Source organism: Marivita sp. S0852, assembly GCF_046591575.1.
Classification (GTDB): domain Bacteria; phylum Pseudomonadota; class Alphaproteobacteria; order Rhodobacterales; family Rhodobacteraceae; genus Marivita.
Genome location: NZ_JBIQWA010000016.1, coordinates 1 through 23,168 on the forward strand (window position 1 = coordinate 1; position 23,168 = coordinate 23,168).

The window sequence follows — 23,168 nt, forward strand, 5'->3', positions numbered from 1 at the left end:
GCTTACCATCCGCCCGGCGCGGCAACCTTGCCAGAAACTCGCTTGTAGCTCCCATCGAGAAACTCCCTTCAAACCAAAGAAAGCTCTGAATCGCAGATCACGCGCTATGCCGTAAGTGTGCGGCGGAAACACCGGTTACGCTGAAAACAGGGTATCGAGGAAGAAAAATGAACCACGGCCACCAAACATCCGCCTAGTCGGGGGATAGACTGCATCGCACCTCTTACAGAAACATTGAATAGCACTTGTTCGCGGACTGTCAGCTTGGCTCACTCACAGGAACGGTAAACCAGAATGTCGTCCTTCCGCCTTCAGAGCTCTCGAAACCGATGGTTCCTCCTGCTTGTTCCACGATTTGTTTCGTTATGCTGAGACCCAGACCAGTGCCGCCCCTTGAACGGGTTGCCGAAGGTACGGCCTGCGAGAAGGGTGTGAATACCCGATCCCGGAATTCTTCAGGGATTCCGCTACCGTCATTGGAAACAGAAATTCGGATGTCTTTTGGCTGCGCGTTCACCCCGACGTCGACAACGCTGCCCTCGTCAGCAAACTTGGCGGCATTGGTGAGGAGGTTCGTCATCACCTGCTGAAACCGTTTGGAATCGACATACCCATGCAGGGAACGGTCCGAGCAATTGATATTGAATCGAACCCCAAATGTTTCTGCGGACGTCATGTTGGCCAAGACGGCTTCCTCGATCAACCCGGAAATCTCTTGTCGGGATGGATTGAACCGCATTTCTCCGGCGGAGAATTTTTCAAAGTCCAGGACATCATTGATCAAAGCATGCAGCCGCTTTCCGTTTTCCTGCCCGATGACCAGTAACCTTCGTGCTTCGTCCGAAAATGGCTCGTTGTCCATCCAGGACAGAAGGTCCAGAGAACCCAAAAGTGATGTCAGCGGTGTTCGAAGTTCGTGACTGACGGTGGCTATAAAATTACTTTTCAGCTCGTTAAATCGCCGCTGTTCGGTGAAATCAACGATCTGTGCAATGAACTGGTCCGGTTGACCGTCGGCATTTCTTACTATGCCGACAGTGAGCAGCGCCCACATGACGGCACCATTGGCCCGGATGTATCGTTTCTCCATTTGATATGATGGAATATCACCTGCCTTGAGCAGATCCAGCTTAAAAAGGTCTTCATTCAGATCTTCAGGATGTGTAAGTGTCTGAAAATCTGTCGCAAGTAGTTGTTCTTCCGAATACCCGAGCAACTCGCACATCGCCGGGTTCACCCGCAGGAAGCTCCCGTCAAGGCCCATGATCGCCTTTCCGATCGGTGCGTTTTCAAAGGCCGATTTGAACTGTTCGATGCTCTTGCGAAGGGCGTCTTCCACCATCTTGCGATCGGTGATGTCCGTCATCGCCCCGATTATACGAACCGGACGACCTGTCGCATCCCTTCTTGCAACCGCAAGATCGGTGCGCATCCAATACCATTGCGAGCCATCCCTGGATCGCAACCTGAATTCGCAATTTGCCCGCTCTTTGATGTCCGCAAGGCAGGTTCGGACCGGTTCCAAAGCAATCTCGAGATCGTCAGGATGCACACGGGCGCGCCAGATCTCCTGGACGTCGTCAGTATCTGAATCCTCCAGTCCCATAAGCTCACGCCAGACATCTGAAACGAGAGTCGTGTCCGTTAAAGGATTATATTCGAAAACCCCGATGCGCGCGCCCTTAATCGCGTTATTGGCGCGCTGCAGCTCGTCCCTCGCCAGTTGTTTCGCTTCCAGCTCGTCAGTAATGTCGCGCAGGGCAAGTGCATGTTGAAGGCCATTTTCCGCATTCTCCCAGGCGGTGATCTGGACGGCCAGCGGGATCGGGTCGCCGTCGCGATTTCGTCCGATCATGTCTTTGACAATGGCGTCGATTGCCGGAGGTTTTATAAAAGTATTTAGCTCCGAAATCGATCTCACCGGCAAGATATCGAAAATGGGCCGCCCGATCAGGGTATCGCCGTCATACCCGAACATCCGGTCGGTCGCGCGATTGCAGTGGAGGATGCCGCCATCCGGCCCGACGACCATAAGCGGAACCTGCATGAGTTTGAAAGCATCGATAATCGGGGAATCGTCCATCCAGACCTCCTTTCCGCATGCCCGTAGTGCAGGATTGCACTACCCGAAGCTAGCAAACCAAACTCAATCTCATAGGTAGAACAGGATGCAGGACCCATCAATGTGCTGCTCCCTGCCGCGGTCTGACCACCCGATCAAGACGTGTCGCCAGATCGTCCAGATTGAAAGGTTTGATGATATAGTCATCTGCACCAGCTTTGCAGGCCTGATCAAGGCGGGCCTCATCTGTCATGGCCGTCACCATGATGATCGGACAACGCGCATAATCCGCGTGCTCACGCAGGCGGGCACAAAGCTCTATCCCGTTCATGCCAGGCATATGCAGGTCAAGAAGGATACAATCATACGGGACCGGAGAATGTCTTATGGATTCCATCGCTTCCTTGGCATTGGCCGCCTCTGCCATCTTGGCGAAGCCCAGCCGGGCCGACAGTATACTCAGGATTTCGAGGGTAGACTCGTCGTCATCAACAGCAAGTATTCTCATCTTAGTCGACTACTTTCAGCAGCACCAAAATATTCTGGTTATCCAGCCCCATACCAGTTGTGATGTGTCCTTCATCGAGAAACAGAAAGGAAACATCGGCATGTGGCGTTATTTGGGCACCCGGGTGTCCACAGGAGTACATTTTATGAATGTGGTCCAGCCAACCGGGTTTATGGCATTTTACCGAAAAAATGGCCAAATTTCTCAATGCTCGAACCACACTAACTTGGTCACAACAGCTGCGCGGCTCAAAAATGACGAAGATAACTGGGTGCCACTATTTCGCCATTATTTTGAGATATTTACTTTGTTACTAGTGAAAACTCCGCCAAGCAGCGAAACGCGTTGATATGAGAATAAAAGCTCATGATCCATCTGCATACCTTTTGCCCGGCACCATATTATCTGCTTGGATAATGGCGTTGAGGGAGGCCCCCGTATGATGATCGGGTATGTGTTTGGCGGTGCTATCGCGGGTTTGCTTGCAGCCGTTGTTGCGCTTCTCCTTGGGGCCTCGTTTTGGCTTGCCTTCGGTATCTATGCCGTGGTCGGTGCCATAGCTATGCCATTACTTGCAGTCGCCCGATTGACATATGGCATTCTTGTTGATCGCGTCACAACCACGACCGACACAGATCATTTCAACGAGCCGCGCGCAGCGCATGTAATTGAACCCTCTGCCAGCCAACAGGGCGTCGATATCGAAGCTTCAATGAAAATCCTTGCCGTAGATGATGACCCGTTCATTCTGGAACTCATCCCGATGATTTCTGAAAAGGCCGGATTCCCGGAAGTTGAGCCCGCTGCATCCGCCGAACAGGCGCTGGACCGGCTGGCGAAAAACGACGTAACTTTCGACTGTTTACTGCTCGATATCAACATGCCTGGCATGGACGGTGTCGAACTCTGCCGGCGTGTTCGGCAGATTCCCCAATACAGATACACGCCAATCATTATGCTGACAGCGATGCGCGACATGGCGAATATGGGCGATGCCTACCGGGCCGGTGCAACCGATTATGCAACCAAGCCGTTCGACATTGAAGAATTGAGCGCACGCCTGCGATCGGCACAGGAGGCAATACACGCGCAGCGGAAGACGGGCTATGCCGGACATGCAGACTCAGGATACAATCTGAATGTGGCGCGTTCCCATGCTTTCAAACTGCCGGATGGGCTGGACTTAGGAGATGTAAACGGCCTCGTCGATCAGCCAGTGCTATCGAACTATCTGACGCAACTGCCGCGTAAAGAAGTTGCAGGTGTGTATATGTTCGCAGTCAACATTGATGGAATTGAAGGAGTTTACACGCGATCTTCTCGCCAACAGTTCATCGCTCTGCTTCTCGATGTTGCTGCGGCAGCGGCTGATTGTTTTGGTGCCAAACGAACCGTGATGGCTTACAATGACAATGCAACCCTTCTAATTGCCGTCAATTCTGCAAACCCTCTGCCGGCGATCAATGTCGAGATCGACATCGAAAGACAGCTCCTACGGAGCAATTCTCAGCGTGATACCGATGGCAAAACAGAGATAACGGTGTCAGTCGGAGGACCGGTGCAACCGCAAGGAACAAAAGCCGAGCGCGCTAGAACGGCGCTAGGCCAGGTGACCGCCCTGGCGGAAAGAAGAACCTTCGACAAACAAGGCAGGCCAGTCGCAGGCTTATCCAAACGCTAGTTGGGTTTGAGGTGAAGGTCTGTTGACCTTTATTTTGTGCAATAAAAGTTCCGGCCACGAAGTACTGCAACATGTGACCTGCCACTGAACTTTAATCCAGCCGGAACCGGAGCCCTTTGTGTTGTGGTCCGCCCCCGAACCTTCTACCGCCCTTGGCGAGAGTTTTCCGGCTTCGATCAGGGTGACAGGCTGGTGACCTGCCCCCCGGCGGTCCCTCGTTCATAACGAGAGTCTTTGGGTTTGATTTTGATAATCTTGAGTTTCGGTTTGGGCAAGCGGGCCGGGCGCGGAGCCCTCAAATTGCTCAAGCGCTCGGCGCGCTTGCAGGGGCGTCTGGTTTCCGAGTGACGAATGCGGCCTGACGGCGTTGTAGTCATATCGCCATAGCGCCAGCTTTCGCCGGGCATCGTCCAAGGTGTCAAAGATCTCCTCGTTCAATAGCTCGTCGCGCAGGCTACCGTTGAACGATTCGATAAAGGCATTCTGCTGCGGTTTCCCAGGGTCGATGTAATGCCACGGCACATCGTTCTGGTCAGCCCATCTCAGGATGGCTCGGCTTGTGAACTCCGTCCCGTTATCACCGACGATGCAACCTGGTTTTCCGTAGACCCGCACCAGCGCATCCAGCTCGCGGGCGACACGAGCTCCCGAGATACTGGTGTCAGCCATCAGGCACAGGCTTTCGCGGCAGCAATCGTCGATCACCGCCAGGATGCGGAACTTGCGTGAAGCACCGAAGCTGTCCGACAGGAAGTCCAGCGACCAGCGCGCATTTGGGCGCGCCGCCTCCGGCATCGGTGTGCGTGTGCCGCGGGCCCGCTTGCGGCCACGTCGTCGCTTCACCGATAGCCCTTCCTCCCGGTAGAGCCGATACAGCTTCTTGTGGTTCATGATCATGCCCTTGCGTTCGAGCAGGACGCCGATCCGACGATAGCCGAACCGACGCCGCTTGCCGGCAATCCCCCGCATCTCCTTGCGGATCTCGGGGCAATCCGGCGGGCGTTCGCGCCGGACCGTCTTGGGGTCGACACCGACAAGCCGGCAGGCCCGGCGCTGCGAGATGTCGTGATCCCGCATCGCTCTGAGAGCTGCCTCTCGCCGCTTGGTCAGCGTCGTCAGTTCTTTCCCAGAAGATCTTTCAGGACCACGTTGTCGAGCATAGTATCGGCCAGCAGGCGCTTCAGCTTGGCGTTCTCGTCCTCCAGCGCCTTCAGCCTGGCGGCCTCGGACACCTCCATGCCGCCATACTTGGACTTCAGCTTGTAGAACGTGGCCGGGCTCAGCCCGTGCCGGCGGCATACCTCCGCCGTCGGCATGCCTGCCTCCTGTTCCTTGATCATCCCGATAATCTGCGCCTCGGTGAAACGGCTCTTTCGCATTCGTCTGCTCCTTCAAGGTTGGGCAGACTCTACATCATGGTGAGGGATTTCGCGGGGGGCAGGTCAGTTCTCATCGATCGGCATCGCCAACAAGTCTCCAACTTTCCCCGTTTTTTTGCTCATGGGTCAAAACCTTCAAGAGTTTCGTTCAGAATCTTACCCGCACCTTGTGGGGTGTGCCCACCACGATTGTATATTGGGGCGTTTGGATTCTGCGGGCTATAAGAGCGCATCTTGTTAACAACGACGCTGTCGTGCCGTTTGCGCGCGCCCGCGACTGTGTTCGACGTCGCTTATTCACGACCTGCCGCTCGACTATGTTCCGTGTTGATTCAGTCCAAACTTGTTGACCTTATCAGATCCGTCGAGCCGGAAAAAGCATACAAAGTTCATACTTTTATCAACTAAACGCAGCAACAAATTGCTGCCACGATGTGTCATCTACGACACGCGCCTTATCCAGATCAAGTGCATGTCCGCAAGCAAGTATCTTATCCTTTTCTTTTTTGGAAAACTCGATCTTGTTTTTGACATACCAGAGGAATGCTCCCTCAAAGGCAATCTCTAGTTCTCCGTTTTCGATATAGTCCATGATCCCTGTTTGGTATTCTTTATCAGAAATGGGGTACTTCTTTAGAATATCCCTTAGAAACGTCTCAGCCATGCTATACTCACCGCTCATTGAACAGGATAAGCCGTTGATATTGTGCCTGGATATTTTGAGTTCGCAGGGTAGTCATCCACCGTGATGTTAACTCCGTCTCTTTGTCCATAGTATACATTTTGGCCATAAATTCCTTTAGTTACAGATGTCGGATTGTCCTTCACATCTTGGACATTGTGAATAATCCGATCATTGCTCCAGCTCTTGGGAAAATGTGTTTTACCTTTCTTCCTCGGTGCTGCCCATGCGTGACGGTTAATAATATGTTGATCGCGATGATTTTCGAGGCGTTTGGGGTTCGCAATCGGCGCCGGCGTCGGTTCTTTGGCGAAGCGTCCATTAGAATCTCTCCACCGCTTCGATCTTGGATCCCAAGTCGGTTGACACCCCGCCAGCCCCAACGGATCAACCCAGCCGTTCGGGTCAGCCACATATCCCTGCGGTCTAACCCCTCCCGCGAGGCCGATCGGGTCGGGCGACAGGTATTGCGTGGCTTGCGGGTCGTAGTAGCGGAAGCGGTTGTAGTGCAGGCCGCTTTCTTCGTCGAACCACTGGCCCTGGAAGCGGATGTTGCATGTGACCGGCGGCGTGTCGTCATTGGCCGCGCGAAACTCTTTGTCCTCGACCGCGCCCCACAGCCCGATCCGGGCCCGCCATGTCGTCGTTGCCCCGTCTTCCGAGATCAGTTCGCGCGGGGTGCCAAGGTGGTCGGTGACGACATAGTAAAGATCGTCGCCCGCAAGTTTTGCGATGGGGCGGAAGCTGTGGGGTTCATAGACCCATGCCTCGGCCTTGTCCCATGCGATGGTGCCGTCTGCATAGACCGGCGCGTCCGAGACGATCTGGTCGCCATCCCATTGATAGGCGCGGCCCTGTCCAGCGGGAATGTGTCCGGGCGCGTTGGGTCGCTCGGCAGAGCCAGCGACCAGTTTGAGGCGCCGAACTCGACGACCAAGTGCATCATACGCATAGCGCCATACGGCACCGTCTGGTGTTTCAAGCCGGATCAGCCGATCTTCGCCGTTCCATGACATGCGCCATATCTTTGGCCGGAACCCGTGTTCTTCGACGCGCTTTTCAATCACGCGACCGCAGTCATCATGGCGGTAGTAGACGTTGCCGCGCTTGTGCACCCGCCCGCCGGGTGATTGCTTGACCAGGTCATGTTTCTTCGGCGTTTCAACATAGCTGAGGTTGCGGCAAGGATCATAATCGAACTGGGTGTGCCCCTTGTCCATGCCGTACGGGTCGCTGCGTTGCGTTGCGGCGACCTGACCGCGCGCATCATATTGCATCCGGGTGTTGCCCCAATGCGTATCGTTCAATCCGACGGCGCGGCCAATCTTGTCCCAATCATAGCTGCGATGGGTGCGAAGGCGTCTTTTGGCCATTTCTTCGTGATACGACCCGGACACGCCCAGCTTGCCCCGGAGTGCGTCGTCGGGAAGGTGATCACGCGGCCCTGCAAGCTGCGTTTTCAGCATGCCCATGCGATCATAGCTTTGCGCAAGGGCGAAGCCTTGATCGGTTTCGCGCAGGATCTCGTATCCACGTTTGTCGTGGTTAAACCGCAGCGGGTCGTGGTGACCAATCTTCAACTCGGTCGGCAAGCCGGCCTTGGAATAGGCCGTCGATATGGGAAGGACATCGCCTGACCGCTCTAACCGGCCTGTCGGACCTGTGCCGTAAGCTGATTTGATCTCGCGCCCGTCGACGCGTTCCAATACCACCCGACCAAAGGCATCGTATTCGTATTCGACCTTTGCATCGGCATTTTCCGCAAGAACCATCAGCCCGCGCGCATCGTAGGCGTATGTTGTCACGGCGGTGCCATCGCGGGTTTCTGTCCGAGCTTCGATCAAATCGCCGCGGGCGGAGTAGGTAAATGTGCTGCGCGTCCCGTCCGGCGCGGTTTTTGCGACCACACGACCGGCGGCGTCGCGATCATAGCGCGTCGTCAATCCAGCGAAATCGGTTTCCGAGATCAGCGCACCGGTTGGATCATAGCGGTATTCGTAGCGTTCGCCCTTCTGGTTGACGACGGCGCTCAGCCGCAACTCGCTGTCATGTTCCAGCGTCAGGCTATGGCCATGCGGATCAGTGGTCGAGATCGGCAGGTCAAACGCGCCGAACGAGAAGTGCTGGGTGTTTCCTTCGGCATCGGTCTGGCTGGAAATCTGGCCTTCGCTATCCCAGGTGTATTTCGCCTCGGTTTCATCGGGCAGGATCACAGAGCGCACAGAACCGCGCGGGTTCTCTTTGTCGCGTCGCATGTCATAGCGGGTTGTGGCACCGATTTCGTCCTGCACCCAAGTTAGCCGGCCTTCGATGTCATACTGCATATGACGTTCATGGTCGGCCATGGTGCGCTGCAGGCGCGGTCTGCGATACTTGTCGTAGTAAATCCGCTCCTGAGCGCCGCCTGGAAGGTCAACCCTGAGAACCTGACCCTCGGGGCTGAGGCGGAACGAGGTCAGATTGCCTTCTGCATCGACAATCCCGGTCAGATTGCCCTGAGCGTCGTACGCATACTTACGTGTGAACCCTTCTGGATCGACTTCGGTGTCCAGAAGGCCGTCATCATTGTAAGTCCATGATGATGCAGAACCGTCCGCATCCGTCGCGGATGTAAGGTTGCCATATTCATCATAGGTGTAGCTCGTCTGATGTCCTAAAGGATCAGTTTGGGACAGGATGTTGAATTGCCCGTCCCATTCGGTCAGCCACTCTGCACCGTTGGCATCCAGTTCACGATAGACGACGCCGTCATCATTATAGAAATATTGCGAGGTCGTTCCGTCTTGCTCGATCAGCGTTGTAACCCGGTTCTTCAGGTCATAGCTGAACCGCCCGTTCATATGCCCGCTATTGGTCCACGTCCGGCTAACGCGCCCGTTGGTGTCATAGCTATAGAAGACCTCAGTCGCGGCTGTGTCCGCCCACCTGACAATGCGACCTTTGGCATCATAGCTATAGAACAAGGCACCCGTTTGTGCAGAGTACGATGCCTCTAGCCATCCCTCGGTGGTATAGTTCCAGACGAAATTGCAGTCGCCATGTTCATGATCGCGAAACGTTGCCCTGCGGATCAACATGTCCGAGCTGTCTACATCCAAAACAAACCCGTCAGAATGGGCAACTTCGCTCAGGCCGTCTTCGCCATATTTGAAGTCGATACCATTGCCGTTGCGATCTTCGATGCGGGACAAAAGAATGCGGTCGCCGCGGCGGTGATTGAATACGTAAAACAACTGCTCACGGCGGTTGAGCAGGTATATTTCGGCGCGTTTCTGGCCCAGCAGTTCAAGATGTGGGAACACCAAATGCTCAGCCATGATGCTGTCGTGGGGCGTGTGAAAGGTAATTAACGCGCCTTCGGGGTCCTGATACACCATTGTATCATCAACGATATGCAGGTGTTGCGACCACGTGCTGGCCCAACCGACGCCCTGTATGCCGGTTGCATCGGCGCAATATGACCGGGTGAGGTTCATATTGATCGTGCCGGGAATATGAATATCCGTGCGTATATCCGTCAGCGTCCCCGAAGCGACATCGACGGGGTCTTTTCGGCAAGTTTGGCAGTGGGCGGGTGCCTTACCGCGTCTGCCTTGCGACGTTGATCTTGCGGGCGGGGCGATATCAGTGCGGCTTGACCGCCCCCGTCTTCCGCCGCGCGGGATGGGCAGAAAGTTCATGACGGCAAGACCCGTGCGCAGCCACCGTTTCGTCCATCCACCGTCGATATCGAGGCTTCCCGCGCCGGTGTCGATATCAATGGCAATCGTTGCGCAGCCATCGTTTATGACACCGTCGCAGGTAGATTTATGCCCGATGCGGGCAATCGGCCTGTTGTTGGCAAAAACCGTTTCGCACCCTTCGGCAACAGCCTGTTCACCGTGGCGTGAGCATTCGATGATGTCGCCACGGCGGGCGACACTTTTTCCTTCGAAATACACATCGGTCGAGCCAAGTATGATCAGCCCCTTATTGGTCCCGTACTGTCCCGCCGCCGATGCAAACCCCGCGCCAAGACCCGCCAGTGCACCAGCTGCCAACGCAGCCACGGCCAAAACCGCCAGACCCGCGCCGAACGTGGCGACAACGAAAACGGCCGCACCAACCGCTGCAACCGCGCCAAGCACCATCGCACCCAGCGTAGCCCAGGTGCTGGTATGCGCGATGGGATGGTCGACGGTCGCGGGCATTTCGCCGTCTTCGGCCATACGCTCAAACCCAAGAAGCGGCATTATGTGGTTGCCAAGCCAATCCCCCGCCAACGCACCAACATAGCCACCCGCCATGCCAGCAGCCGTCGCAACAGCAACCGGCGCGGCAGCCGCCGCACCACCGATCATGGCGGCCCCGGCAATCGCACCGCCCGTCACGGCATAGTTAAAGGTGTCGCTTTCAAGGGTATTAAGAGTGGCATCCCAGTTCTTTTCCGTCGCAGATCGGTCAAACCTGCTCGAGGTTGTCGACTGGTCGGCGCTGCCTTCACCATCGGTTGACGTATAGCTTCCGTGCCGCCGCGCCGCGCTGCTTCCAAGGCCAGTTGGAGACACAACAGGGTTGCCAAAAATACCCACGGGTCAGGTGTCCTTGTCGTTCAATCTGAAACTCGCAACGATACGTCGAACTTCGGTCTTTTGCGCGTCACTCATTCTGCCAGGCATGGATGCCGTCAAAACAAGCGCGCGCGGCGGGGTCGAAACCGTCGTTATGATCTGGTGCATGACACCTTGCTTGGACGACCAACTACATTCGATTTCAACGGCTGGCGATTTGGAAACCTCCAACTCAATCTGACCTATATTCTTGAAGTCATTCAAGGATTCTTCGGCCTGCGCAATCTGGTCTTTCACGTATTCGGGAAACTCCATACCCCAAGGCAGATCATCGCGAGTGACCGTGAATGACAGCCCTGCGGCACCACCGCCCGTGCTTGAAATGATGTTGATAGATTGATCTTTCCACTCTTTCGGAAAATCAATCTGGCCCTCATTCAATCTATACATTCTTTAACCTGCTGAATCTTTATTCATATGAATAAGGCCTGCAACCTGATCTATGATGTCGTCTGTCAGGGTAATTCGTGATCCGCCGAACTCGACCACGATTGAGCTTGTTGTCATAATGATTTTTCCGTCACCCACCATCAAAGTCAGCATTTCCTCTGCGGAATACGAGATCGTGCCCGGCGATGTGCCGTCTTTGTTGCTGTATGCTGCCGCCGAAATCGTATTGGCCGTAACCGATCGCGCTTTGGCGATTGCTTCGGTCAGGCTGCCGCTGCTGATACTTTTCTGTTCATCACCGGTTTTTACGGTGATTGTGCGATCACCATCGCGCACGGTTGTCGACTCGTTATCAAGAATGGTCCGGTTCAGGTCTTTCTGGGCGTGTACAAATAATTCTTCACCGCCCGCGACATCCTCGAATGTGATTTCGTTAAAGCCATCGCCTTTGTGGGTCTGGGTCCGCATCACGCTTTTGGTTTTGTTCCCCGGCAGCTCATACGGCACCTTCTGCTTCGCATTTGGCACAACCCCCGTCACCACGGGCCGGTCCGGATCACCATCGAGATAAGTCACCATCACCTCCATGCCGATGCGCGGGATCACCTGACCGCCCCAGCCGGCACCGGCCCAGTTCTGCGTCACGCGGGTCCAGCAGGTGTCGGTGCCGTCCTTTTTCGCGCGCCGGTCCCAGGGGAACCACAGTTTGATGCGGCCGTATTCATCCGGGTGGATCTCCTCGCCCGGCGGGCCGGCCACAATCGCCACCTGCGCGCCGTCGATGCGCGGCTGCGGCGTACTGCGCCGGGGCGTCGCGGGGACATCGGCGGGCAGGGCCAGAAAGCGGTTGGTGTATTCCGGCTGATTGCCGACGCTTTCGTAGCTGGTGTCGACCGACTCGTGCTGGATCGCCAGGATCACGTGCGGGTCAAACACATTGTCCGGGTTGGCCACGTCATAAGGCGTGAAGCGCGCTCCCGCCGTCAGAGTGCGCACGGTCGAGGTGCCGTCGATCCGCGCATGCTCGGCCTCCAGCGCCTGCATGCGCAGCTTGGAGACCCGCGCCACCTGCGCATCCTCGATGCCTTCGCTGGCGCGGCTGCCCGAGCCATAGCCCGCCTGCATCGGATACTCGAACCGCTCGTAATTGCCGTTTCTGGGCAGGCGCACCAGGCTTGGCGTATCGCTGCCGGGCACCGTGCCCGGCGTCTCGAAGTTCCAGTCGCGCCCCGCATGCACCCCCGGTGTGTAGCGGAAGGTCGTCTCGAACCGGTTAATGTGGTTGCGATCGGTCGAGCCCATGGCAAAGCGCACGTCCTCGCCCCCGACATACCCGGCCGCGTGCGACGCGATATGCATCCGGTGCGCACCCGGTTCGTGGGTGAACCAGTAGAAAAGTCCGTCTTCCTCCAGACGCCGGGTGAGGTAATCCAGATCGGTCTCGTTCCACTGCACTGAGTAATGCTGCGGCGGTGGCGGATCAATCACCCCACCGGTCTGCGGTGCGGGAATGCCATGCTCGCCCAGCAGTTCCTCGGCCACGTCCAGCGCCGATTTGTCCAGCCAGATCCGGCAATCGGAGGTCTGGGATAAAAGCCACACCTGCGGACGTAACATCAACTCGTAGCTGCGCAAGCCACGGTTCTGGCGCGGGCCGGCCATCAGGTCGGTGACAATCGCGTTCCACGTCCGCCGTGGGCCGCCGCCAAGCTCGATACTGATATCCACCGGTTTACCCAAAAGATCGGACGGTTGCAGATCAGGCAATTTCGAGCGCACGGCGACACGCCCGTCAAACAGCTCCGACACTGCCTCGCGCATCGACAGTTTCTGCGCCAGAAGCTGATCCGGGCCCAGCGGCGTTTCGATCCGCAAGATCCGTTCCGCCTGAATGAAATCGGCTTCAGCGTTCATCGGGGCAACTCCGCGTACAAGTTATGCAAATCAATTCCAAAGAGCTAACATGGGATGGATCAAATGAGGGAGTCGCCCGTCGCATCACCAACGCAAGTCGGCGGAATTCCACCACCCGCACGTAAGGGAGTGGGCAAAACTTGGGGATCATGCGGCTGCTCTTTGGTACGCGCCGGTTAGCCGACTGTCGAGTACGGCGGCACGGACAACAGCCACGCGGTGGGCTTCCTTGGGCGACCATCTCATTCGGCGACGTTTTCCCATGCGGGTGTTGCCGATGTCTTTCCCGCATCCTTCAGCCCGGGACGAAGATATCGGAAGACCCCTGCGGTACCGCTGACCATAATCGGTCAGATTATCCATGTTGTTCGCAATGTATGAATGAAGGTCGCGGCACCGGGCCTGCACCCGACGGGCTGCTTCAGTCGCCACGCGGTCATCTGTGGCAAGGCGCGCGCAGTCGACCATCAACCATTGCAGAATGGTTGTCGCCGTAAGAACTTTTCCATGCCACAGGTATGGTGCAGGAAAGGGAGCAGTGATCGGCGGCGGCGGCGGAACCCTCGTCGCCCCAGGTGCCGGGACCATTACCGGTGCTGGTGGCGGAGCCATCATAGGCGGCGGCACAGGCGTCGTAGTGGGCGGGGGCGCGGGATATCTTTTGGGCGACGGTATTGCAAGCTGGGTGTGCAACTGACCATGATCGACATGATGACCGATATCTGGGATTATCCCGAAACCGACGCGGTGCATTCGCCAACACGCGAGCATGAGTTCGTCGTGTGGATTTCCTTGGAGGGGCTTGATCCGTTCTGGCGCAGCTTAGATGCGATCGGCAGTCGGGCAGATGCATTCCGCGACATCGCCCGAACCGTTCTCTTACCCTATCAAACCGGGACATCGCGCGAACCGGTCGACGGGGCCTTTCTCGCTGCCATTGATGATCAACTTGGAAACGGCGCGCGGGCGTCAATCGAAGGTCTTTTTCGCACGGCGCTTGCGCGCGAAGATGTGCCCGGCTTCGTAGAATGGGAGGGCTGGTTCTCCATGCGGCAGCATGAGCCGGAAATCACAGGCGTTGACCCTCTGACTGCGGTGAACCTGATGGAAATCTATCGCGCGGAGGTTCCCGGCCTGCAACGCAAGCGCGAGGCAATGCTCAAGGACCACTTGGTCGGGCCGCCCCTCTCCGAATGGGATCTCGCGATCCATGCCTTTTATGGCTACAACTACTACCACGCGGACAGGACGGACCGGAGCGTTGTTCTTACGGGCCTACGGCAATTCGACCGCGCCATTCTCTTTGCCACGTTCCTCCGCACGCATGTGCTTCCCCTTCCCGACGGAGTGCGCGAGGCCCTTCACGCAGAGCTGCGCCGCGACTGGGAAGAACTGCTGTCCGAAGAGGCCCCTGCCGGGCTGGAGCATGTTATGGGATCCGAGGATCCAAAGGCCGAGGCCGCACGGATTCCGACCGTAGAGTTGGTTCTCCCATGACCCTGCGCTTCGACACAGCCTTTTTTGAGCGTCATGCGGCGCATGAAGCAGATATGGCAGGCAAAAGCCTGAAGGCGGCGCTGGCACGGCGGCACGCGGCTTCAGGGGCACCGGCGGATCATCTGGACGCAACTGACCGGATCGTCGATGCCTCGTTCGAGGATGCGGCGGAGCTGGGAGTCACGGATCCGGTGACCTTACAGAAATACGCGCTGACGATTCTCACTCAGTCGAGATGGCGCAGCACTCCGACGCATTTTGCCTACATCCGTCGGATGATTGGCACCCCAGGTCAGCCCTGGTCGCCAGACGCGGGCATCCGGGCGGCCTACGATAACGTGGTCGCGCCTTATCATTTGGATGCCACATTGGCGGATCATATCGCTCGGATTGAGGGAACCAGGGGAGACGCCCCATGACCAAGCCTGCTGCCGTCCTCGGCTCGCCGCATGTTTGCCCGAGGGTCAATCCCGGCGAGAAGCCGCATGTGGGTGGGCCGGTGGTTTCGCCCGGGCAGTCCAGCGTCAGGATCGACGGCCTTGCGGTCGCCGTTGTGAGTGGCGAATGCTTCTGCTCCGGCGTGTCGACGACGGATAGCCATACGACTGGGTCTGCCCGCATAAAGATTGATGGTAAGCGTGTCATGCGCGTAGGCGACACGACTGCGCACGGTGGGAAGATCGTCGCCGGCATGCCGAATTTGAAGTTCTGTTAAGGAACGCTCTGCCATGCTTTCCTTCCTGCCCGATCCAGATACCCAGGCGTTCCGTGACCGGCTGACGGACCTGATCTTCGAGGCAAAGGGAGATGTTCGCCCCTACCTGTTGATCGACGCGGCAGCCGATCCGTCGATTCACATCCATCTCGACGCTTTTCCCGAAGCCGCGCGCTGCCTCTTTGATGGCGAGACCGGCGAGCAGCTCTCTGATGTGGGTCCATGGCTGGCCAAGCCCGAGCGGCATGGAGACTTATGGGAGTGGTTTCTCGACGAGTGCTGGGGACGCAATTCGGCCGTCATTGTCCGGACGTCCCTACCGATGGCCCGCCTCAAGCAGCACCTCAAGAAGTTCTTGCGCGTCCAGCGGGACGACGGCCACGTGATGTTCTTCAAGTTTTACCGGCCCGCCCATCTCAGAAGCTACATGCCCGCTTTCGACGACGACCAGCGCATTGCGTTTATGAAAGGGATCGACGCGTGGTTCGCCGAGACAGAGGAGGGGGCCGAGCGCCTTGTGCTCGACGCCGAAGGTCATTTGCGCGGGGATGTTCAGAATTTCGTAAAACCAGCATCAAACTGACGACCGAACGGAAAGGCCTTGGATGAGGGTGTGATCACGAAGCGTGGCGGCAGACGTGATTTAAACACGGCATATAGTGCCTAGCAACTTTTGTGGTTGCCGCCCGTAATGCAAGAAGTTTTTAACCCTATTGGCGTGTGATCGAGTGCGAACTTTTGTAAGGCCTCAAGATGCGGCACTTCCAATAGCCGCGGGCCGGGATGGTGATCGGCGGATCAGGTCCAAATCTGTAGTACGAGCTGATCGCTCGCAGTTGCTAACTGGTTTTCCCAATCCGGATCTGTTCGATCGTTTTGCCCATTCAGGTCGTCGTCTTCTTACACTCCCTTTGGCACCATCGCTTTCAGTTCGACATGGGCTTCATGCCGCGACTGCCAGCGCTGGATCCTTGTAATCTTCGTTCTTCGTCAGCATCGCCCAGATCTGCCGCGCCATCTTGTTGGCCAGGGCGATCGCAACTATCATCTTCGGCTTGCGCGCCAACATCCGTGACAGCCAGCTGCCCTCCGTAATTGTGCGCCGTCCAAGCCAGCCCAGCCGCGACATTGCCCCAATGATCAGGAGACGTCTAATATCAGCTTGCCCGGCCTTGGTCATCCGCCCCAAACGTTCTTTGCCTCCAGATGAATGTTGCTTGGGCACCAGACCCAACCAGGCTGCAAAGTCACGTCCCGTTTTGAACTGCGCCATATCAGGTCCAAACGCCTCTACAGCGATGGCCGTCAGTGGCCCGACACCGGGCATAGTCTGAAGCCTGCGCGCGCTGTCTGACTTACCAGCCAGCGTCTTGAGTTTCGCGGTGCGCTCGATGATACGCGCCGTTTTCTCTTCAATCTGCGCCAGCAGGTCCAAGCATTCCTCGCGGATCAATGGCTGCAAGTCGGCAGTCTTATCCTCTAAAAGCGCTGTGATGCGGTTAAGCCGGCGTATTCCTTGCGGAAATACATGCCCATGCTCATACAACAGCGCCCGCAAGGCGTTCACATCCGCCGTCCGCTGATGCACTAGGCGTTCCCGGCCACGAAAAATTGCCGCGCGCGATTGTTGCTGGACTGTTTTAGGCTCAACAAAATGCATCTCGGGTTGACGCGCCGCGATGACGATCGCCTCGGCATCGGCAGCATCATTTTTCTGGCGCTTGACGAACGGGCGAGCGTATTGGGGCGCAATCAGTTTCACCTTGTGGCCAAGCGCTGCCATTTCTCGAGCCCAATAATGTGCGCTGCCACAGGCTTCAAAAATGACCAGGCAAGGTTCCTGCTTAGCCATGAACACGGGGAACTGAGTGCGCGTCAGCTTCTTGCGGAACTGAACCTCCCCCGTGTGCAGCGCCCCATGAACTTGAAAAACATTCTTTGCCAGATCGACTCCGATCATCTTATCCTTCATCTCGTCGTCCTCCTCTTCGCGTGGCGTTGAACTCCACGACCTTGGCACATTCCGATGCCGTCAGGGAGGGCGGCAACCACTCCATCTGTATTTCTCAGCCAGTCTGAGCGGCCCATTTCTTGTCTGCTTTGATGAGCGCGTTTACGATTGTGATGAGCTTTCTTGCGACGCCGGTAATGACGACTTTGTGTGGTTTTCCAGCGGCGCGCCGTCGATCTGCGAAGGTTTTCAGGACTGGGTTGTGATCACTGCAACCGCAATCGCTGCCACAGTTACAGACCCGGAACAATTCCGCTCGGGAAGACAGTTTGCGGCATGGCTCGGATTGACACCACTACAACAATAAACAGGCGGGAAAACCCGCTTGACTTCGAACCTGCCGAAGAGCGTGTCGAGCACTCGCGACCGATAATCATGTATGGCCCGGACCCCGTCGCAATCGGGACAGATTCTGCTGGCTTGGGAAATCTTCTCGATCTGGTCGAGCAGGATCGCTTTTTGCAATTGCCCCAGGATCGTCTTCGCATCTTCGAGCAACAACCCGAACCGCTCAGGCTGCGTGCGTCGAAACGGGCGGGACAAACGGCCGAGATGATGCCTCTTTGTGGTTTCGTCCTCAAAGGTTGTCTCAACAATAATCCGCACGTCCATGGCAGTTCCCCTATCAATGAACCACCAGCATACACAGACACCCCGCAAGTTTTGCCCACTTCCGATGGGAAAAGGCCATCCTGCCGACCCGCTGGCTGGCCGAAACAAGCTTTTATCCAAACGATGATGAATACATGCCCGTGCCCGACCCGGATGCCGAAGGTATGGACATCCGCGAATACGAGATGGAGCTGGGCGAGTGCGGGATCAGGGTTGAACGTTCGACCGTTTATCGGTGGGTGACCAAGTTCGGTCCCGAGATCATCAATCGCGCCGAGAAACACCTGCGCCGCGCCAGCGTCGACTGGCACGTTGATGAGACTTACATCCGGGTTGGTGGCAAATGGCGTTACCTGTGGCAGGCTGTCGATGCGAACGGTCAGATGGTCGACTTCCGCCTGACAGCCAGATTGGACGCGAAAGCGGCCAAAGCCTTTCTGAACAAAGCGATTGAGCATGTTAGGCTACATCGACCGGTCACGATAGTGACGGACAAAGCACATTCGTATCGGCGAGTAATTCGCGAGATCAATCGCCGCTATGATCCACATTTCGACAGCATTCGGCATATCGACAAGAAGTGGCGAAACAACATGATCGAGAGCGACCATGCAGCAATAAAGCGGCTGCTTGGGTACCGTCAGAGCGTCCGGTCCCTTCGATCAGCCAAGGCAACACTGAGCGGGATAGAGACGATCAGAACAATCAAACGCGGACACATCCATCACAAACATCCAGGCGTTTCCGGCGAGATCCTCTTCATCAACCAGTTGTTCGCGGCCGCATGATTCGGCGAAACACAATGTCCGACCTCAGCAGCGCCAAACTAATGCAACAGTCCCATGGAAACCAAGATTATCTCATATTCTTGGCTCCACCCCGTGGTTTTGAACGGTCCCTAGTTCAAGGGGGCATACTATCTAGCGACGAACTGCTGATCGCGCCCTTCGAGCGATTCCCCGGGAACGTAGGAACACAATTTTCCATGGCAAACAGCAATAGTTTGATCGACCAAGAGCACCTGTTCCGCTGTTGCCCGCTTTATTGCTGGCGCATAAAACACTTGCATTGTTCGATGCAGCAGCGCCACGGTGATGGAGCAAAAATAGTCCTCACGTTGACTTCTACGGATAACACCGACTTCGGAATTAAGTAGATATTCACCAAACTGAGAAAACACCCTTAACTCCTCGCCGTAGACATCAGATTTAATAGCTTGAGTGATTCGAAATACTGTGTCTCCAAGATTATCATATTGGTTAATGTTATCCAACTCAAGAGCGTAAGAAATACAGTCAATAAAATCTGATACGATATCGGTATCCTCTTCATTTTTTGTGCATTCAAAATCAAGCTCTAACAACAGAAAACTTAATATATCAAAATAATTTGGGAAGTTAAATAAATTATCATTCCTAAAGTGACACAACACATTTCTAGACAGTTGATTTCTGCGCTGTGCGATGGAAAATTCCTTTCCCGAAATCTGTAATATCTGGAGAACTTCATTGATTCGGAATGGCGTTTCTTCCAAGCTGAACACGACATTTTTCCCTCGTAGTGGTGTGGAGCATGTTGGGTCATGCATTATTTTGACTTAGCACCCAATTGATAAAATTTGTGTTAACCTGGAGTAAAGCCCTTGTTTTTGCGACTAGCTTAGACGTTAAGTAACCGCCCTTGACATGGGCTGTATCAATAGTGACATTTCACTTCTGCCTTTGATTAAAGGCAAGATCCCTGTATATCATATCAAAGACGCTGATTTTGCTTTTTTTCGTCTCAGGTTTGTACCATGACATACACATGCCGTGTCTTGCCACACCGTTCTTTAGTCTAGCGCAATTAATAGTTCGGGTCATAATCATAGTCAGAACAGGTTAACTATGAAAGGGGGTTCAATTGGGTCTCTTGAAAAGAGAACGCTGCGCACGCCGCCTGCTTGTAGTTCAGTCAGAGCGGACCAGAGATTTTCGCCATTTTTGTGCGAAGCAACTCACCTAGTTTGACATACTCAGCGGCTTCTGATCAAAATGAAAAAATTTGGGTAAATTTAACTTTTTGTTAACCTTAGGTCTTCTTTAGTAATATCAGGCATCCATGACCTTGGAGACATAGATGGACCATGTAATTTGGGTTTCGCGTATGATCAGTGATCTTCAGTTATTCTGCAAAAATAACGATTTACCTAGATCTGCTGAAGCATTGCGTGCAGCATTGAATGCATTTGAAACCGACATGAAACATAGAAAAGTAAGCAACACAGATGAGTTAGGTTTATCTGGAGAAGGTTCTTCAAGTAACCTCGCGGTTAGTCAAGAATCCCGCCAAGCTCCCGACAAATATTATTCAAACTAAGCAAAAATTGTTTATGTATTAACCAAGTATAGCCAAAAGATATTGACCTAAAGCTATTATAAGTAGGGTAGTTATATGGATAATAGCCAAAATTTAAATAATTTTGCGGATGCGTTTACAAAACTTCAAAAGGTTGAAATCGAAAGGCGAGTTCAACGCCGGTATGCTTTAAATAAAAGTATAAAGAACTTGGAGCGAGGAAATGCTGTTAGTAGTATGATCGCACTTTTCTTTTATCTATTTTTAATCGCTGCGGCAGTCGTTATTTCTATATTTGTGCTTTTAGCAGCATTTTCATTTTAAGGCAAAAGAGATGTCAAAGCATTTTTCATTTGACGGAGAGTTAGAGCCCGTTGAATTGGCCTTGTTGAAAGCGCCTTGGGCAATGGAAGTGTGGCGTCCGTCTCTTCCAACGTTGCCAGCTCACTGGTATAACCCAGGACGCTACCGTGAGCTTTCAAGGTTTTCCTTCGTAGATGAATCGGAAAACAACGAAGAAGATCGCAAAAGAAAACTCGATCTTTGGCGCGAGTACGAGCAGGTAACTATACAATACGAGCGTAGTTTGTACAACAATATATGGGAAAAAGATCATCGGTTGCGAGTAAGATTTTTTAATTATCGAATAATTCGGTATATTCGAAGTATTCCCGAAAGAATATATGCATCAATGTACAAAAGTTGGATATTTTATTGGGTGAAGGTACCATTTGAGACAGGCATAATTCACGCGGAAGAGCTTGATGATGCGTGTATTAAGCTCTTCCGAAATATACAAGAGAGAAATAGTGAGGTTCTCACGGAAGTGGTGGAAAGACTATCTCTTTTTGTTGCCTCTACTTTATCTCTTGCAGGACTTATTTACTTGATTAAAAGTGGTGTATTGATAGATAAGCTGGGGCTTGATATCATTAATGGGGTTCTTGTTCGCAAGTATTAAGGGCTGTTGACGGGGATTGGGCAAAACTTGGTGGTTGATGCGATAGGGTAAGGTTTTCGGAACAATGCGAGGCCCGCCATGGAAGTACGGATCACTGTAGAAACGACGTTTCAAGATGGAAATACGCAGATGCGCGTTATCGGTCGACTTTGCCGCGCGCCTGACAAGTTAGGACCCGAAAGCCTAGGTTTGCACTTAGCCGAGGCCAAGAATTTGCTGAAGCTACTGCAGGAAGCGGTTCTGGAAGGCCAGATCGACGAGGCTGTGAATGCGAACCGGGTCTGTGGCTACTGCGGACATTTGCATCCGATCCACGACGATCGAGGCCGCATTCTGGATACGTTATATGGTCGATTCCAAGTGAAATCGCCGAGACTTCGGCTGTGCTAACGCCAGGCGGTTTCGGGTGTCACAGACACCGTACTTCAATCACCACTTGTCGACCTTTTCCCGGAGCGTGCCACAGCTGAACTACTGCGCCTTCAGGCGGAGTTGGGATCGCGGCACTCGTTTCGAGAGGCGGCTCGGTTGCTTGAGACTCTTCTGCCGTGTGCGCCTCAGTCAAACACGACAGTCCGAAATCGCTTGGGACACATTGCAGAGAAGCTCGACGTCGCCGACGAAGGATATGTGGACAAAAAAACGCGAGCGCCACATCGGCGCCACTGACTGTTTTCCTGGACGGTGCACATATCCGATGTTGAGCGGAATATCAGAAGCGGCACCTTGATGTTGTGGTAGGCAAGGTGGAAAACGCCAACATGAGCTGGCGCTTTGGTCTTGTGCAGCAAGCGGCCAAATCTCCAGCAAAGCAACTCCGAAAGGACCTGATTGCGCAGGGCTGAGACGGTCAGAGCAAGGTGGTTGTGATTTCAGATGGGGAGCCAGCCCTGCCAAATCTTGTGCGGCGCGCGGTTCAAGGTCCCGTTACCCACATCCTCGACTGGTGGCATGTCTCGATGCGGGTTCAACATATCGAGAACGCCGTACGGGGGCTTTTGCAAGCGAAGGGGTTTTCAGGGTTGCCGCAACTCTTCGAGCGACCGGTAGAAACGTTGCGCCGGTACCTTTGGCATGGCAAAGTGATGACAGCCGCGACAATCCTCAAGGTTCTTGAGATCGGCTGCAATCGTTTGTGCGCAGAAACCAAAGACCTACGAGAAGCGGCAAGACGTGTCAAAGCTCGGTGCCAAGAACTCTATTCCTACCTTTCCAACAACTATGACGCGCTCACAAATTATGGCCACCGATATCGAAACGGACTCGCAGTCTCGTCATCCCGCGCAGAATCTTGCGTCGATGACATCGGGAACACTCGAATGGGCAAACGTCGGCGCGTGAGGTGGTCTCCGCACGGAGCACATCGCGTCGCCATCACACGGGCTGCCGTCCTTGATGGCAGGCTGACCGTCTCAAAGATGGCCGCTTGACCACCAGGTTTTCCCCACTCCCGTGATCTCTCGGAACGAACCCGATATGTCCCGCCTGAAACCGAACTCCCTGCTCAGATCAGAGCCCTGTTAGAGTCAACAACTCCACTCCTGCAAGCAGCATGACCCCAGAGTTTTGAACGGACTCGACAGCCGCCGCAGTGACGCCGCCCTCCGCAAAGGCTTCTTGCATCAGATCGAAAGACAGCGCTGACACCAGAACGCCGATGCCGAAGGCCATGACGGAGCTGCTGAAGGCGGCAGGCAGCCGCACGAAGTAGCCGATGGTCGCTCCGATCACCAGCGCACTGCCCGCCACAAGGCCCCAGAAACCGGCTTGCAGGACGGGTGGGACGCTTTCCATCATGATTCTAGGCCG

Annotated in this window: 20 protein-coding genes and 4 pseudogenes; 12 read left to right on the forward strand and 12 right to left on the reverse strand. The window is 54.9% G+C overall.

All coding sequences use genetic code 11. The annotated features are described in order from the left end of the window. Window positions 1-259: 259 nt before the first annotated feature. On the reverse strand, window positions 260-2,083 hold the full coding sequence (locus ACG74X_RS19890) for a PAS domain S-box protein (RefSeq protein WP_411237072.1): 1,824 nt from the start codon (window positions 2,081-2,083) through the stop codon (window positions 260-262). A gap of 97 nt (window positions 2,084-2,180) precedes the next feature. Further along, window positions 2,181-2,570 carry a response regulator gene (locus ACG74X_RS19895; protein ID WP_411237073.1) on the reverse strand — a complete coding sequence of 130 codons (390 nt, stop codon included), beginning with the start codon at window positions 2,568-2,570 and terminating at the stop codon, window positions 2,181-2,183. Window positions 2,571-3,009: 439 nt separating this feature from the next. Here ACG74X_RS19895 and ACG74X_RS19900 point away from each other — a divergent pair, with 439 nt between their 5' ends. Beyond that, entirely contained in the window at window positions 3,010-4,251 is a 1,242-nt protein-coding gene (locus ACG74X_RS19900) for a response regulator (protein WP_411237074.1), read from the forward strand. Window positions 4,252-4,470: 219 nt separating this feature from the next. Here ACG74X_RS19900 and ACG74X_RS19905 read toward each other — a convergent pair. The 6 genes and pseudogenes from ACG74X_RS19905 to ACG74X_RS19930 all read right to left on the reverse strand — a co-directional run. Then, window positions 4,471-5,630, reverse strand: a protein-coding gene (locus ACG74X_RS19905; RefSeq protein ID WP_411237075.1) for an IS3 family transposase whose coding sequence is annotated in 2 segments (ribosomal slippage) — window positions 4,471-5,381 and window positions 5,381-5,630 — 1,161 coding nt in all. Because the reading frame shifts where the segments join, the coding sequence is not laid out codon by codon here. 400 nt (window positions 5,631-6,030) lie between these two features. After that, window positions 6,031-6,294, reverse strand: coding sequence for a hypothetical protein (locus ACG74X_RS19910; protein ID WP_411237076.1), 264 nt, complete (start codon window positions 6,292-6,294; stop codon window positions 6,031-6,033). Window positions 6,295-6,308: 14 nt separating this feature from the next. Then, the gene (locus ACG74X_RS19915) at window positions 6,309-10,883 is read right to left on the reverse strand and encodes an RHS repeat-associated core domain-containing protein (RefSeq protein ID WP_411237077.1); all 4,575 of its coding nucleotides are present in this window, start codon (window positions 10,881-10,883) and stop codon (window positions 6,309-6,311) included. A 3-nt stretch (window positions 10,884-10,886) separates the two neighbouring features. Beyond that, window positions 10,887-11,312, reverse strand: coding sequence for a DcrB-related protein (locus ACG74X_RS19920; protein WP_411237078.1), 426 nt, complete (start codon window positions 11,310-11,312; stop codon window positions 10,887-10,889). Between the two features lie 3 nt (window positions 11,313-11,315). Beyond that, window positions 11,316-13,226 (reverse strand): type VI secretion system Vgr family protein, encoded by a 1,911-nt coding sequence (locus ACG74X_RS19925; protein ID WP_411237079.1) that lies wholly within the window; start codon window positions 13,224-13,226, stop codon window positions 11,316-11,318. 147 nt (window positions 13,227-13,373) lie between these two features. Further along, window positions 13,374-13,745, reverse strand: a pseudogene (locus tag ACG74X_RS19930) (ISKra4 family transposase); the annotation flags it as partial. Between the two features lie 19 nt (window positions 13,746-13,764). Between ACG74X_RS19930 and ACG74X_RS19935 the strand changes: the two are divergent. Genes ACG74X_RS19935 through ACG74X_RS19955 form a run of 5 tightly spaced genes read left to right on the forward strand, consistent with a single transcriptional unit; the run spans window position 13,765 to window position 16,021 of the window. Further along, a complete protein-coding gene (locus tag ACG74X_RS19935; protein ID WP_411237103.1) occupies window positions 13,765-13,923 on the forward strand; it encodes a hypothetical protein in 159 nt (52 codons plus the stop codon). 2 nt (window positions 13,924-13,925) lie between these two features. Then, complete coding sequence (locus tag ACG74X_RS19940) at window positions 13,926-14,723, forward strand: hypothetical protein (protein WP_411237080.1); 798 nt, start codon at window positions 13,926-13,928, stop codon at window positions 14,721-14,723. Next, window positions 14,720-15,142: a hypothetical protein gene (locus ACG74X_RS19945; protein WP_411237081.1), complete on the forward strand. Its 423-nt coding sequence runs from the start codon at window positions 14,720-14,722 to the stop codon at window positions 15,140-15,142. The genes ACG74X_RS19940 and ACG74X_RS19945 overlap by 4 nt, the downstream gene beginning before the upstream one ends. Next, window positions 15,139-15,438: a PAAR domain-containing protein gene (locus ACG74X_RS19950; RefSeq protein WP_411237082.1), complete on the forward strand. Its 300-nt coding sequence runs from the start codon at window positions 15,139-15,141 to the stop codon at window positions 15,436-15,438. Before ACG74X_RS19945 ends, ACG74X_RS19950 begins: the two co-directional genes overlap by 4 nt. A 13-nt stretch (window positions 15,439-15,451) precedes the next feature. Beyond that, complete coding sequence (locus ACG74X_RS19955; protein ID WP_411237083.1) at window positions 15,452-16,021, forward strand: DUF4123 domain-containing protein; 570 nt, start codon at window positions 15,452-15,454, stop codon at window positions 16,019-16,021. Window positions 16,022-16,381: 360 nt separating this feature from the next. Here the strand turns inward: ACG74X_RS19955 and ACG74X_RS19960 are convergent, their stop codons facing one another. Continuing rightward, a complete protein-coding gene (locus tag ACG74X_RS19960) occupies window positions 16,382-17,410 on the reverse strand; it encodes an IS110 family transposase (protein WP_411237084.1) in 1,029 nt (342 codons plus the stop codon). A 244-nt stretch (window positions 17,411-17,654) separates the two neighbouring features. Between ACG74X_RS19960 and ACG74X_RS19965 the strand changes: the two are divergent. After that, window positions 17,655-17,753: pseudogene (locus ACG74X_RS19965) on the forward strand (transposase); the annotation flags it as partial. A 20-nt stretch (window positions 17,754-17,773) separates the two neighbouring features. Here the strand turns inward: ACG74X_RS19965 and ACG74X_RS19970 are convergent. Further along, a pseudogene (locus ACG74X_RS19970) lies at window positions 17,774-18,061 on the reverse strand (ISKra4 family transposase); the annotation flags it as partial. Between the two features lie 134 nt (window positions 18,062-18,195). Between ACG74X_RS19970 and ACG74X_RS19975 the strand changes: the two are divergent. Beyond that, window positions 18,196-18,849: an IS6 family transposase gene (locus tag ACG74X_RS19975; RefSeq protein WP_411237085.1), complete on the forward strand. Its 654-nt coding sequence runs from the start codon at window positions 18,196-18,198 to the stop codon at window positions 18,847-18,849. A gap of 128 nt (window positions 18,850-18,977) precedes the next feature. On the opposite strand, the gene ACG74X_RS19980 is transcribed toward ACG74X_RS19975, so the two are convergent. Next, on the reverse strand, window positions 18,978-19,604 hold the full coding sequence (locus ACG74X_RS19980; RefSeq protein WP_411237086.1) for a hypothetical protein: 627 nt from the start codon (window positions 19,602-19,604) through the stop codon (window positions 18,978-18,980). Between the two features lie 575 nt (window positions 19,605-20,179). Here ACG74X_RS19980 and ACG74X_RS19985 point away from each other — a divergent pair. The 4 genes and pseudogenes from ACG74X_RS19985 to ACG74X_RS20000 all read left to right on the forward strand — a co-directional run bounded on the left by ACG74X_RS19985 (window position 20,180) and on the right by ACG74X_RS20000 (window position 22,789). After that, window positions 20,180-20,419 (forward strand): hypothetical protein, encoded by a 240-nt coding sequence (locus ACG74X_RS19985; protein WP_411237087.1) that lies wholly within the window; start codon window positions 20,180-20,182, stop codon window positions 20,417-20,419. A 75-nt stretch (window positions 20,420-20,494) separates the two neighbouring features. Further along, window positions 20,495-20,722 carry a hypothetical protein gene (locus ACG74X_RS19990; protein WP_411237088.1) on the forward strand — a complete coding sequence of 76 codons (228 nt, stop codon included), beginning with the start codon at window positions 20,495-20,497 and terminating at the stop codon, window positions 20,720-20,722. A gap of 10 nt (window positions 20,723-20,732) precedes the next feature. Continuing rightward, a complete protein-coding gene (locus ACG74X_RS19995) occupies window positions 20,733-21,359 on the forward strand; it encodes a hypothetical protein (protein ID WP_411237089.1) in 627 nt (208 codons plus the stop codon). Between the two features lie 78 nt (window positions 21,360-21,437). Continuing rightward, window positions 21,438-22,789, forward strand: a pseudogene (locus ACG74X_RS20000) (ISKra4 family transposase). A 79-nt stretch (window positions 22,790-22,868) separates the two neighbouring features. Here ACG74X_RS20000 and ACG74X_RS20005 read toward each other — a convergent pair. After that, window positions 22,869-23,156 (reverse strand): hypothetical protein, encoded by a 288-nt coding sequence (locus ACG74X_RS20005; protein ID WP_411237090.1) that lies wholly within the window; start codon window positions 23,154-23,156, stop codon window positions 22,869-22,871. Between the last annotated feature and the right edge of the window lie 12 nt (window positions 23,157-23,168).